This is a genomic window from Rhodococcus aetherivorans (assembly GCF_025722975.1).
Lineage (GTDB): Bacteria > Actinomycetota > Actinomycetes > Mycobacteriales > Mycobacteriaceae > Rhodococcus > Rhodococcus aetherivorans.
Window position 1 is genome coordinate 3,032,461 of the sequence record NZ_CP106982.1, and the last position, 14,794, is coordinate 3,047,254.

The window sequence follows — 14,794 nt, forward strand, 5'->3', positions numbered from 1 at the left end:
CCCGTGTTGCACGAAAGCCCGGTCGCCCAAGAACATTTCGCTGCCCCGCAGCCCGCCGGCGCGTTCCCGCTCTCGGCGGCCCAGCGCGGGATCTGGTTCGCACAGCACCTGGCCGGCGCCACGCCCGTCAACATCGCCCAGTACGTCGACATCGCCGGGGACCTCGACCTCGACGCCCTCGAAGGTGCCGCCCGTGCCGTCGGACGCGAGTTCGGCACCGGCTTCCTGCGCATCGTCGAGGAGGACGGCCACCCGTTCCAGACGGTCGTGCACACCGGCGAGCGGCTGACGGTGGTCGATCTGCGGGGCGAGGCCGATCCCGTGGCCGCGGCCCGCGAATGGATGGAGCGCGACTACACCGCCCCGGTCGACATGTGCACCGACCGGCTCGCCGTCACCGCCGTGCTCCGCATCGCCGAGGACCGCTGGTTCTGGTACGCCCGGATCCACCACATCGCCCTCGACGGCGTCGGCGCGATGACCCTCGTCGCGCGCACCGCCGAGCTCTACACCGCCACCGTCACCGGAACCGCGGTGCACACGCCGCGCACCGCCGCGCTGCCCGACATCGTCGCCGCGGACGAGACCTACCGCCGCTCCCCGCGGTTCGAGGCCGACCGTGCGTACTGGACCGAGCACCTGGCCGGGCTGAGCGATCCCGTGTCGCTGGCCGGCCGGGCCGCCCCCGCCGACGCGCACCCGCTGCTGGTCGGCGCGGAGCTGCCCGCCGACACCGAGCAGGCCCTGCGCGACGCCGCGGCCCGGCGCGGGTCGAGCCTCGCACCGCTGGTGGTCGCCGCGTTCGGCACCTACCTCGCCCGGATGACCGGCCACGACGAGGTGATGCTCAGCCTGCCCGTCTCGGCCCGCACCACCGCCACGCTGCGCCGCTCCGGGGGCATGCTCGCCAACGTGGTGCCGCTGCGGTTGCGCACCGACGCCGCCACCGTCGCCGCCGTGATCGCCGCGGCGGAACTCGAGCTGACCGGGGCACTGCGCCGCCAGCGGTACCGGCAGGAGGACATCGCCCGCGACCTCGGTCTCACCGGCGATCACGCCGCCGGGTTCGGCCCCTCGGTCAACCTCATGCTGTTCGACCACCGGGTCCGGCTCGGCGCGCTCACCGGGCGGGTCCACGTGCTCACCTCCGGGCTCATCGAGGACCTGTTCGTCAACCTCTATCCGGGCGGCCACAGCACGCACCTCGACTTCCAGGCCAACCCCAACCTGTACGACCGGGACGAGCTCGCCGCGCACCACCGGCGGTTCCTCGCGTTCCTGCACCGTTTCGCCACCGCCGCACCCGACCGGCGTCTCGCCGACCTGGACCTGCTCGGCGACGACGAGCGCGCCGCCCTCGTCCCGGCCCGCGGCGCCGATCCGGTGCCGCCCCGCACCCTGGCCGACCTGCTCACCGCCGGGGCGGCCCTCGACCCCGGCGCCGTCGCGGTGATCGACGGTGCGCGCACCGTGACCTACTCCGACCTGGACGCCGCCACCGACCGGCTCGCCCGGCTGCTGCTCGCCCGCGGCGCCGGCCCGGAGACCACGGTGGCGCTGGCGCTGTCGCGGTCCGTCGAATCGGTGCAGGCCGTGTGGGCCGTCGCCAAGACGGGAGCCGCGTTCGTGCCCGTCGACCCCGGTCACCCCCGGGCCCGGCTCGAGCACGTCCTGCGCGACAGCGGCGCCCGCATCGGCCTGACCGTCGCCGCGCACCGGGACGGACTGCCCGACGACACCGACTGGATCGCCCTGGACGACCCCGCGACCGTCGCCGCGGTCACGGCGGCGGACGCCGGCCCGGTCACCGACGCGGAGCGGGGAATCCCGCTGCGGCCCGAGCACGCCGCCTACGTCGTCTACACCTCCGGTTCCACCGGCACCCCCAAGGGGGTCGTCGTCACCCATGCCGGCCTGGCGAACCTCGCCGACGACGCCCGCGCGCGTCTGGCCGTCGCCGCCGGCTCGCGCGCCACCCACCTGTACTCGCCGGCCTTCGACTCCTCGATCGAGGAGCTGCTGGTGACCTTCACCGCCGGCGCCACCCTGGTGGTGGTGCCGCCGCAGGCCTATGGCGGCACCGAGCTCGCCGAGGTTCTCCGCGCCGGACGAGTCACCCACCTCGACGCGACCCCGGCCGTGCTCGCCACCCTCGACCCCGACGACCACCCCGAGATCGGCACGGTCGTCGTCGGTGGCGACGCCTGCCCGCCCGACCTGGCCGATCGGTGGTCGGTGGGCCGGGCGTTCCTCAACGCGTACGGCCCCACCGAGGCCACCGTCACCGCCACCTTCGCGGCTCCGCACCACCGCGGCGACCGGGTCGGGGTCGGCACCCCGATCCGCGGCATGCGCGCCCTCGTCCTGGACCGCCGGCTGCAGCCCGTGCCCGCAGGGGTCACCGGCGAGCTGTACCTGGCCGGCGCCGGGATCGCCCGCGGCTATCTCGGCCGCCCCGACCTGACCGCCGCCCGCTTCGTGGCCGACCCGTACGCGCCCGGAGAACGCATGTACCGCACCGGTGACCTGGTGCGCTGGCGCGGTGCGTCCTTTGGGCTGCCAGGGGAGCCCGAAGGACACACCGGCGGCGCAGCCGCCGCGCTCGAGTTCGCCGGCCGCACCGATCACCAGGTCAAGATCCGGGGGTTCCGCGTCGAACTCGGCGAGGTCGACGCCGCGCTGCTCCGGCACCACACCGTTGCCCGGGCCGTCACCGTCGGCGCCACCACGCCCGCCGGCGCGACCGTCCTCGCCGCCTACGTCGTCGGGCACGCCGGCGCCGCCGTCGACGTCGACGCCCTGCGCGGCGAACTCGCCGACACCCTGCCCGCCTACCTCGTGCCCGCGGCGATCACCGTGCTGCCCGAACTGCCGCTCACCCCCGTCGGGAAGATCGACCGCGCCGCGTTGCCCGCCCCGGACTTCGGCACCCCCACCGCCGGCCGCGCCCCCGAGGGCGCCCGCGAGGAAGTGATCGCCGCCCTGTTCACCCAGGTGCTCGGCGTGGAACGAGTCGGCGCCGACGACAGTTTCTTCGCCCTCGGCGGCGACAGCATCGTCGCGATCACCCTCGTCTCCCGCGCCCGCGCCGCCGGACTGCGGTTCACCGCGCGCGACGTCTTCGAGCGCCGCACCGTCGCCGCTCTGGCCGCCGTCGCGGTGGCGGACACCGGAGCCGGCGCAGTCCTTGCCGAACTCCCCGGCGGCGGCACCGGTCCGGTCGACACCACCCCGATCGTCGCCGAACTGCTGGCCGGCGGCGGGCCCGTCGACCGGTACGGGCAGGCCGTGCTGATCCGGCTGCCCGAGCATCCCGACCCGGCGCACCTGGCCGGGGCCGTGCAGGCGCTGCTCGATCGGCACGACGCGCTGCGGATGCGGCTGACCGCTGCCCGCACGCTCGAGGTGCTCCCCGTCGGCGCGGTCGCCGCCGACGCGGTGCTGCGCCGCGCCGCCGTCGACGAGCCACGCGGCGCCGCCGCGGCCGCGCTGGAGGCCGCGGCGGACCGACTCGATCCGGCCGCCGGGATCGTCGCGCAGTTCGAGTGGCTGGCCTCGCCCGACGGCCGCGACGACCTGCTCGTGGCCGTCGTCCACCACCTCGCCGTGGACGCGGTGTCCTGGCGCATCCTGCTGCCCGACCTGGCCGCCGCCTACACCGACCTCGCCGGCGGTGCCGCGCCCGCCCTCGCCCCGGTCGGCACGTCGCTGCGCCGGTGGGCGCACGGCCTGACCGAGGCCGACCGCAGCGACGAACTGCCGTTGTGGGAGCGGATTCTCGCGACGCCCGACCCGGCACTGGGGGAGCGGCCGTTCGATCCGGCGCGCGACACCGTCGCCACCTCCGCCCGGCTGCGCGTGCACGTGCCCGCCGAGGTCACCGACGCCGTGCTGACCGCCGTGCCCCAGCGCTTCCACTGCGGCACCGCCGAGGCGTTGCTCGCCGCGCTCGGCCTGGCGGCCGAGCGGTGGCGCCGCAACCGCGGCCGCACCGCCCCCGCGACGCTCGTCGGCGTCGAGGGCCACGGCCGCGAGGAGGCGGCGGTCCCCGGAGCCGACCTGTCCCGCACCGTCGGATGGTTCACCACCGTGCACCCCCTCGACGTGGACCTCACCGGCATCGACGTCGACGACGCCTTCGGTGGCGGTGCCGCGGCGGGCGCGGCGATCCGGTCGGTCAAGGAACGGCTCGCCGCCGTTCCCGACCACGGCATCGGCTACGGCCTGCTCCGGTACGTCGCCGGCACCCTGCCCGCGCATCCGGCCCCGCAGATCGCGTTCAACTTCCTCGGCCGCATCGACACCACGGTCGAGGGACCGTGGCTGCCGCTCGGCACCGCCGCCACCCGCGAACCGCAGATGCCGCTGCCCGCGGTGCTCGACATCGACGCCGCCGTCGAGGCCGACGGCCTCGCCGCCACCTTCACCTACGCGACCGGCCTGCTCGACGAGGACGCCGTCGACGAGTTCGCGCAGCTGTGGGTGGCCGCGCTCGCCGCGCTCGCCTGGCACGTCGGCGACCCGGCCGCCGGCGGTCACAGCCCCTCCGACTTCCCGCTGGTCGCCGTCGACCAGGACCGGATCGACGCGTGGGAGCGCGACCGCGGAGGCCTGGCCGACGTGTGGCCGCTGTCCCCGCTGCAGGCCGGGCTGCTGTTCCACACCGGGTACGCCGCCACCGACGCCCCCGACGACTACACCGTGCAGACCGTGCTCGAACTCGCCGGCACCGTGGACCCCGCCCGGCTCCGCGCCGCGGCGCAGTCCGTGGTCGACCGGCACGACAGCCTGCGGGCCGCCTTCCGCGACACGGCCGCCGGCCCGCTCCAGGTCGTGCTCCGCACGGCCGACGTGACCTGGCGGGAAACCGATCTGCGCGGCCGTGCCGACACCGACGGCGAGCTGGCGCGCATCCTCGACGCGGACCGCGCCGACCGGTTCGACCTGGCCGCCGCGCCGCTGCTGCGCGTCCACCTGGTCCGCACCGCCGCCGACCGGTACCGGCTGCTGCTGACCAACCACCACCTCGTCCTCGACGGCTGGTCCACCCCGCTGCTCGTCGCCGAACTGCTCACCGCCTACGCGGCGGGCGCGGCGGTGCCCGGACCGGCGCCGTCGTTCCGGGACCACCTGGCCTGGCTCGCCGGCCGGGACCTCGTCGCCGCGCGGACCGCGTGGGCCCGCGCCCTGGACGGCATCGACGCCCCCACCCTCGTCGCCCCGCACGACGACCCCGCCGACACCGGCGGCGCCGCCCACACCGTCGCGCTGAGCGCCGAAACCGCCGCCGCCCTCGACGCTGCCACCCGCGCCCACGACGTCACCCTCGCCACCGTCGTGCAGGCGGCGTGGGCGCTGACCCTGGCCGAGCTCACCGGCCGCACCGACGTGGTGTTCGGCTCCACCGTCTCCGGCCGCCCGCCCGAGCTGCCCGGCGTGGACGCCGTGCTCGGCCTGTTCGTCAACACCGTGCCGGTGCGGGTGCGCCTGCAGCCCACCGACACCGGCGCCGACCTGCTGCGCCGCCTCCAGGCCGAACAGGCGGCGCTGCTCGAGCACCAGCACCTCGGGCTCGCCGAGATCCACCGGGCGGCCGGCGTCACCGAACTGTTCGACACCCTCGCCGTCGTCGAGTCCTACCCGCTCGACCGCGACGCCCTGTCCGCGACCGCCGACGGCGCCGGAATGCGGGTCCTCGGCGTCACCGGCGCCGAAGCCACCCCGTACCCCGTGAGCCTGATCGTCGAGCCGGGCGCCCGGCCGGAGCTGAGCGTGCGCTACCGCCCCGCCTCGGTCGGTGACGGCGTCGCGCGCCGCATCCTCGAGCGGTGCGCGGAGCTGCTCGGTGCGCTCGCCCGGACCCCGGACCGCCGCATCGCCGCGCTCGGCGCCCCCGGCGTCGACGCCCCATTCGTGCCGGCCCGCGACCGGGCCGTCACCCTCGCCGACATCCTCGCCGGCACCGCCACCCGTCACCCGGATGCGGTCGCCGTCGTCGCCGGCACCGCCGAGCTCACCTACCGCGAACTCGACGACCGGGCCGCCGCCCTGGCGGGGCTGCTCGCCGCGCACGGCGCCGGACCCGGCACGCTGGTCGCGCTCGCGCTGACCCGCTCGCTCGAATCGGTCCTCGCCGTGTGGGCGGTCGCGAAGACCGGCGCCGCGTTCGTCCCCGTCGACCCGCGCCACCCCCTGGACCGGATCGAGCACATGCTCACCGATTCCGGCGCCCGCCTCGGCGTCACCGTCACCGCCCACCGGGACCGGCTGCCCGGCTCCGCGACGACGTGGCTGGTGCTCGACGATCCCGCGACCGCCCGCCGCACCCCGGCCGGCCCCGCGGTGCCGTCACCGGCCCGGCTCGACGACCCGGCCTACCTGATCTACACCTCCGGCTCGACCGGGACGCCGAAGGCCGTCACGGTCACCCACCGGGGCCTCGGCAACCTGGTCGACGCACTGCTCGCCGTGCTGGAGCCGACCCCGTCGGCACGGGTCGCGCACGTGGCGTCGCCGAGCTTCGACGCGTCCGTGTTCGAACAGCTCGCCGCGTTCGCCGCCGGCGCCCGGCTCGTCGTCGTACCCCCGACGGTCGTCGGCGGCGACGAACTGACCGACCGGCTCGCCGACGCGGGCGTCACCCACCTCGTCCTCACCCCCGCGGTGCTGGCCACCCTCGACCCGGCCGCCGCGCACACCGTGCGGGTCGTCGGTGTCTGCGGTGAGGCCGTCCCCACCGACCTGGTGCGCCGGTGGGCGCCCGGCCGCACGATGTTCAACCTCTACGGCCCCACCGAGACCACCATCTGGGCCACCGTCGCCCCCCTCACCGCCGATGCGCCCGTCACCCTCGGCGCCGGTGTGCCCGGCACCGAAACCGAAGTCCTCGACGGCTGGCTGCGGCCGGTGCCGCTCGGCACCGCCGGAGAGCTGTACCTGGCCGGTCCCGGGCTGGCGCGCGGCTACCACGGCCGTCCGCAGCTGACCGCGAGCCGGTTCGTCGCGCATCCCGGACGGCCCGGGGAGCGCATGTACCGCACCGGTGACCTCGTGCGCTGGACCCGCGCCGCCGACGGCGGCCCGGTGCTGGAATACCTGGGCCGCACCGACTTCCAGGTCAAGGTGCGCGGCATCCGCGTCGAGCTCGGGGAGGTCGACGCGGCCCTCGCCGCCGTCGCCGACGTGGACTTCGCGGCCACGCTCGGCCGTCCCGGTCCCACCGGCTCGGCCGTCCTCGTCTCCTACGTGCGGCCCGTGCCGGGCCGCGGGCTGGACCCGGACCGGCTGCGGGACCGGCTCGGCGAACAGCTGCCCGCCCATCTCGTGCCCGCCGCGGTCGTCGTCCTCGACGAGGTTCCGCTCACCCCGGTCGGCAAGCTGGACCGGACGGCGCTGCCGGAGCCGGACTTCGGCCGCAGCCGGCGCCCGGCCCGCGCACCGCGTGGACCGGTCGAGACCGCCGCCGCCGCCGCCTTCGCCGACGTCCTCGGCCTGGACGGGCTCGGCGCCGACGACTCGTTCTTCGACCTGGGCGGCAACTCCCTCGACGCGACCCGGGTGATCGCCCGCATCAACGCCACCGCGGGCTCCGCCCTGGCGGTGCGCGATCTGTTCGAGGCGCCCACCCCCGCGGCGCTGGCCACCCGCGCCGCGGGCCGCACCGGTGCCGCCGTCGCACTCGGGCGACGGGAGCGGCCGGCCCGCCTGCCCCTCGGCCCGGCGCAGCACCGGATGTGGGTGCTCAACCAGCTCGACCCCGCGTCCGGCGTCTACAACATCCCGGTGGCGCTGCGCCTGCGGGGCCGGCTCGACATCGCCCCGCTCGCCGCCGCCTTCGGCGACCTGACCGCCCGGCACGAGAGCCTGCGCACCGTGTTCCCCGCCGACGCGGAGGGCCCCCGCCAGGTGATCGTCGACGCGGCGCCCACCGGTCCGGACTTTGTCGACGTCCCCGCGGACGCCGTGCATGCCGCCGTGGCGGGCTTCGCCGGGGCCGGCTTCGACCTGACCGTGGACCTGCCGGTGCGGGCCCGGGTGCTGCGCCTGGGCGCGGAGGAGCACGTGCTGGTGCTGGTGCTGCACCACATCGCCGCGGACGGGGTGTCGGTGGCGCCGCTGGCCCGGGACCTGATCGCCGCGTACGCCGCCCGGACCGCGGGTGCGGCCCCGGCGTGGGCGCCGCTGCCGGTGCAGTACGCCGACTACACGCTGTGGCAACGCGAGGTGCTCGGCGAGCCCGACGACCCCGACTCGACCACCGCCCGGCAACTGGACTTCTGGACCCGCACCCTGGCCGGCCTGCCGGATCGGGTCGTCCTGCCCACCGACCGGCCCGGACCCGCGGTGCAGTCCGGCGCGAGCGCCGACGTCGCCTTCACCGTGGACGCCGGCGTCCACGCCGCGCTGCGCCGCCTCGCCCGCGCCGAGAACGCCACCGTGTTCATGACCCTGCACGCCGCGCTCGTCGCGCTGCTGTCCCGTCTCGGCGCCGGCGACGACATCGCGGTGGGCACCGCGGTGGCCGGCCGCGGCGCCGCCGAACTCGACGACCTGGTCGGGATGTTCGTCAACACCGTGGTCCTGCGCACCGCGGTGCGGCCCGACGCCACGTTCGCCGACCTGGTGGCGCAGGTGCGCGAGGCCGACCTGGCCGCGTTCGCCCACGCCGACGTCGCCTTCGATCAGGTGGTCGAGGCGGTGCGCCCGGCCCGGTCCACCGCGCACCACCCGCTGTTCCAGGTCTCCCTCGCGCTGGCCGACTTCGCGGCACCCACCCTCGAGATCGACGGGCTCGAGATCGCCGTCGAGGACGTCGAGCGTGGCTCCTCGCAGTTCGACCTCGGGCTCGAGCTGCGCGAACACACCGGCGACGACGGCCGGCCCGCCGGGCTGGACGCCACCCTCACCTACGCCACCGACCTGTTCGACGAGGCCACCGCGCGCACGATCGCCGCGCGGTTCGTGCGGCTCCTCACCGCCGTCACCACCGACCCGGCCGTGCCCGTCGGGGACGTGGATCTGCTCGACGCCGCCGAGTCCGCCGCCCTGCACGCGACGGCGGGTCCCGCCGGTGTCGGGCCGTGGCTGCTGCCCACGCTGCTCGGGGCCGCCGCCGCGGCGCACCCCGAGCGCCCGGCCGTGCGTGCCGACGGCACCACCTGGACCTACCGGGAACTCGATGCCGCCGCCGGCCGGCTCGCCCGCCTGCTCGTCGCCGCCGGGGTGGGCCCGGACGTGCGCGTGGCCCTCGCGCTGCCCCGCTCGGCGGAGTCGGTGCTCGCCGTGTGGGCGGTCGCCAAGGCCGGCGGCGCCTTCGTGCCCGTCGACCCGGCGTATCCGGCCGAGCGCATCGCGCACATGCTCGGCGACTGCGGTGCCACGCTCGGGCTGACCACGACCGCGCACCGGTCCGCGCTGCCCGGCGCGCTCACCTGGCTCGAGCTCGACGACCCGGCGCTGCGGGCCGCATCCGCCGCCGAATCCGCCGCGCCGTTGACCGACGCGGACCGGACCCGGCCGCTGCATCCCGACCACGCCGCCTACCTGATCTACACCTCCGGCTCGACCGGCACCCCGAAGGCCGTCACGGTCACCCACCGCGGGTTGGCGAACATCGTTCGCGCCCAGGATGATTCGCTCGCGGTCGGACCGGACGCGCGGGTCCTCGGCTTCGCCTCGCCGAGCTTCGACGCGGCGATCTTCGAACAACTGGCCGCGTTCGGCTCCGGGGGCTGCCTGGTGTCGGTTCCGGCCGGCGTCGTCGGCGGCGCCGAACTCGCCACGCTGCTCGATGCCGAGCAGGTGACGCACATGGTCCTCACGCCGTCGGTGCTCTCGACGCTGGAGCCGGCGGCATTGACGTCGGTCGAGGTGCTGGCGGTGGCCGGGGAGGCGGTCGGAGCCGAGTTGGTCGAGCGGTTCGCCGGGGGGCGGACGATGCTGAACCTGTACGGGCCGACGGAGGCGACGATCTGGGCGACGGCGGGACCGCTGGCGCCGGGACGGGCGGTGACGATCGGATCGGCCGTGCGCGGAGTGACGCCGCTGGTGCTCGACGGGCGGTTGCGGCCGGCCCCGGTGGGCGTGGTGGGGGAGCTGTACCTGGCCGGGGACGGGCTGGCGCGGGGCTATCACGGGCGGGCGGGGTTGACCGCGGGCCGGTTCGTGGCGCATCCGCAGGTCCCGGGGGCGCGGATGTATCGCACCGGCGACCTGGTGCGGTGGGTGCGGGCCGGGGGCCGGCTCGAACTCGAGTACCTCGGCCGGGGTGATCATCAGGTCAAGGTCCGCGGGATGCGGGTCGAGGTCGGGGAGATCGACGCGGTGCTGGCCGGGTTGTCGCAGGTGGACTATGCGGTGACGGTGGGCCGGACCGGTCCGGCCGGGTCGCCGGTGCTGGTGTCGTACGTGCTGGCGGCGCCGGGCTGCGAGCTCGAGGCCGAGCCACTGCGGGCGCAGGTGGCCGAGCTGCTGCCCGCCCATCTCGTGCCGGCGGCGGTCGTCGTGCTCGACGCGGTGCCGCTGACCCCGGTGGGCAAGCTGGACCGGGCGGCGCTGCCCGAGCCGGTGTTCGCGGCCGGCTCGGGGCGCGCTCCGCGCACACCGACGGAGGAGGCGGTGGTCGCCGCGTTCGCGCAGGTGCTCGGCCTCGCGCAGGTCGGGATCGACGATTCGTTCTTCGACCTGGGCGGCAACTCCCTCGACGCCACCCGCGTCGTCGCCCGCCTGAACTCCGCGGGCTCCGCCCTGGCGGTGCGCGACCTGTTCGAGGCGCCCACCCCCGCGGGGCTCGCCGTGCGGCTGCTCGAGCGTCCCGCCCCGCGGATCGCCCTCACGGCCCGGCCCCGGCCGGCCCGCGTGCCCCTCGGCCCGGCGCAGCAGCGCATGTGGGTGCTCAACCAGCTCGACCCCACCTCCGCGGCGTACAACATCCCGGTGGCGCTGCGCCTGTCCGGGCCCCTCGACGCCGCGGCCCTGACCACGGCATGGCGGGACGTGACCGACCGGCACGAGAGCCTGCGCACCGTGTTCCCCGCCGACGCGGAAGGCCCGCACCAGGTGGCCGTCGACGCCGGCGTCCCCCTCGACCTCACCGAGGCACCTGCCGACGTGTATGCCGCCGTGGCGGGCTTCGCCGGGGCCGGCTTCGACCTGACCGTGGACCTGCCGGTGCGGGCCCGGGTGCTGCGTCTGGGCGCGGAGGAGCACGTGCTGGTGCTGGTGCTGCACCACATTGCCGCGGACGGGGTGTCGGTGGCGCCGCTGGCCCGGGACCTGATCGCCGCGTACGCCGCCCGCACCGCGGGTGCGGCCCCGGCGTGGGCGCCGCTGCCGGTGCAGTACGCCGACTACACGCTGTGGCAGCGCGACATCCTCGGCGACGAGACCGATCCGCAATCGACGGCCGCGCAACAGCGCGAATTCTGGGTGGAGACCCTCGCCGGGCTCCCGGACCGCATCACCCTGCCCACCGACCGGCCGCGCCCGGCCGTGCAGTCCATGGCGAGCGCCGACGTGGACCTCGCCGTCGACGCCGACGTGCACGCCCGGCTGCGGGCCGTCGCCGCCACCGAACACGCCACGATGTTCATGACCCTGCACGCCGCGCTCGCGGCGCTGCTGTCCCGCCTCGGCGCCGGCGACGACATCGCGGTGGGCACCGCGGTGGCCGGCCGCGGCGCCGCCGAACTCGACGACCTGGTCGGGATGTTCGTCAACACCGTGGTCCTGCGCACCCCGGTGCGGCCGGACGTCGCCTTCGCCGACCTGGTGGCGCAGGTGCGCGAGGCCGACCTGGCCGCGTTCGCCCACGCCGACCTGCCGTTCGATCAGGTGGTCGAGGCGGTGCGCCCGGCCCGGTCCACCGCGCACCACCCGCTGTTCCAGGTCTCGCTCGCGCTGGCGAACTTCGAGGAGCCGGAGCTCGAGGTCGCGGGCCTGCGCATCGAGCTGCAGGACGTCGCCCACGAGGCCTCACCCTTCGACCTGAGCCTGACACTGCGCGAACGCACGACCGCCGACGGCGAACCCGCCGGTCTCGAGGTGACGCTCGGTTACGCCACCGACCTGTTCGACGACGGCACCGCGCGGACCCTCGCCGCCCGCTTCGGCCGGCTGCTGACGGCGGTCGCCGAGAACCCGCACGCCGCGATCGGCGACGTCGACCTGCTCGACGCGCAGGAGGCCGACGACCTGCGCACCAGCGCGGGCCCGCAGCCCGTCACCCCGGTGACCCTGCCCGAGCTGCTGCACGCCGCCGCGGCCGCGCGACCCGACGCCGTCGCCGTGGTCACCGACGACCGGCAGGTCACCTATCGCGAGCTCGACGCCCGCGCGGCGCTGCTCGCCGACGCGCTCACCGCGCGCGGCGCCGGTCCCGGCACCCTCGTCGCCCTGGCACTGACCCGATCGTTCGAATCGGTGCTCGCGGTCTGGGCGGTCGCACGGACCGGAGCGGCGTTCGTGCCCGTCGACCCGCGGCACCCGCAGGAACGGATCGAGTACATGCTCGCCGATTCCGGGGCCGTCCTGGGCGTCACCGTGACCGCGCACCACGACCGCCTGCCCGGCTCGGTCGGGTGGCTGGTGCTCGACGGCCCGGACGCCGACACGCGTCTCGCACTCGTCCCGCAGCGGCCGCGCGCCGCGGCCGTGCACGTGGACGATCCCGCCTACCTGATCTACACGTCCGGCTCGACCGGCACCCCGAAGGCGGTCGCCGTCACCCACCGCGGACTGGGCAACCTCGTCGCCGCGCAGCGGGAAACCCTGGCGCTGACCGCGCAGGCCCGGATCGCGCACATCGCCTCGCCGAGCTTCGACGCCGCGGTGTTCGAACAGCTCGCCGCGTTCGCGGTCGGCGCGCGGCTCGTGGTCGTACCGCCCACGGTGGTCGGCGGCGCCGAACTCGCCGACCGGCTTCGCGCGGCCCAGGTCAGCCACCTCGTCGTCACCCCCGCCGCGTTGTCGACGCTGGAGCCGGCGGCATTGACGTCGGTCGAGGTGCTGGCGGTGGCCGGGGAGGCGGTCGGAGCCGAGTTGGTCGAGCGGTTCGCCGGGGGGCGGACGATGCTGAACCTGTACGGGCCGACGGAGGCGACGATCTGGGCGACGGCGGGACCGCTGGCGCCGGGACGGGCGGTGACGATCGGATCGGCCGTGCGCGGAGTGACGCCGCTGGTGCTCGACGGGCGGTTGCGGCCGGCCCCGGTGGGCGTGGTGGGGGAGCTGTACCTGGCCGGGGACGGGCTGGCGCGGGGCTATCACGGGCGGGCGGGGTTGACCGCGGGCCGGTTCGTGGCGCATCCGCAGGTCCCGGGGGCGCGGATGTATCGCACCGGCGACCTGGTGCGGTGGGTGCGGGCCGGGGGCCGGCTCGAACTCGAGTACCTCGGCCGGGGTGATCATCAGGTCAAGGTCCGCGGGATGCGGGTCGAGGTCGGGGAGATCGACGCGGTGCTGGCCGGGTTGTCGCAGGTGGACTATGCGGTGACGGTGGGCCGGACCGGTCCGGCCGGGTCGCCGGTGCTGGTGTCGTACGTGCTGGCGGCGCCGGGCTGCGAGCTCGAGGCCGAGCCACTGCGGGCGCAGGTGGCCGAGCTGCTGCCCGCCCATCTCGTGCCGGCGGCGGTCGTCGTGCTCGACGCGGTGCCGCTGACCCCGGTGGGCAAGCTGGACCGGGCGGCGCTGCCCGAGCCGGTGTTCGCGGCCGGCTCGGGGCGCGCTCCGCGCACACCGACGGAGGAGGCGGTGGTCGCCGCGTTCGCGCAGGTGCTCGGCCTCGCGCAGGTCGGGATCGACGATTCGTTCTTCGACCTGGGCGGCAACTCCCTCGACGCCACCCGGGTCTGCGATCGGCTCGGCGCCGCCCTCGGGACCACCGTGCCGGTGATCCAGCTGTTCTCGGCGCCCACCCCGGTGGCCCTGGCCGCCCGCATCGAGGCCGCGGACACCGCCGGGCAGCCGGACTCACCGTTCGCGGTGCGGCTGCCGCTGCGCACCGAGGGCGACGGCGCCCCGCTGTTCTGCGTGCATCCGGCGGCCGGACTGGCCTGGTGCTACGCCGGGCTCGCCGCGCAACTCGCCCCCGGACGGCCGGTGTACGGACTGCAGTCCCCGCATCTCGAAGGCCTCGAGGACGCCCCGGAAACGATCGCCGCGTACGCCGAGCGATACGTCGACGAGATCCGCGCGGTCCAACCCAGCGGCCCGTACCACCTGCTCGGCTGGTCCCTCGGCGGATTCATCGCCCACGCCGTCGCCGCGCGGCTGCGCGAGACCGGCGAGGAGGTGGCGCTGCTCGCGCTGCTCGACGCGGACCTGATCGCCCGCGACGTTGCCGCGCCGGAACCGCTGACGGTCGGCGAACTCGTCGCCACCCTCGGTTCGTCGCTGGGCCTGCCCGACGCCGATCCGGCGCTGACGGCGGCCGAGGCCGCCGCGCTGATCCGGACCCACACCGGGGCCCCCGTCGACGCCGGTCACCTCGACCGGATGACCGCCGCCTACAACGGCTCGGCATCGCTGCTCGCCGGGTACCGGCCGCCGCTCTACGACGGCGATCTCGTCTTCGTCACCGCGACGGCCGACAAGACGCACCATGCCGGGGGCTTCGCCGGCTGGGGGCCCTACGTCACCGGCGCGATGCACAACCACCTGCTCGACGTCGAGCACGACCGGATGACCGCACCCGACGCGGTGCCCGCCCTGGCCGCGGTGCTCGATCGGCACCTCGGCGACGACCGGTACCTCGCCGCGTCCTGATCCCGCAGTCCACCCCTTCCGAACGGAGCAC

1 protein-coding gene is annotated in these 14,794 nt (G+C 76.1%); it reads left to right on the plus strand.

The window, feature by feature from the left end; all coding sequences use genetic code 11:
* Nucleotides 1-3: 3 nt before the first annotated feature.
* Nucleotides 4-14,763 carry a non-ribosomal peptide synthetase gene (locus OCS65_RS13800; RefSeq protein WP_263510350.1) on the plus strand — a complete coding sequence of 4,920 codons (14,760 nt, stop codon included), beginning with the start codon at nucleotides 4-6 and terminating at the stop codon, nucleotides 14,761-14,763.
* Nucleotides 14,764-14,794 lie beyond the last annotated feature (31 nt).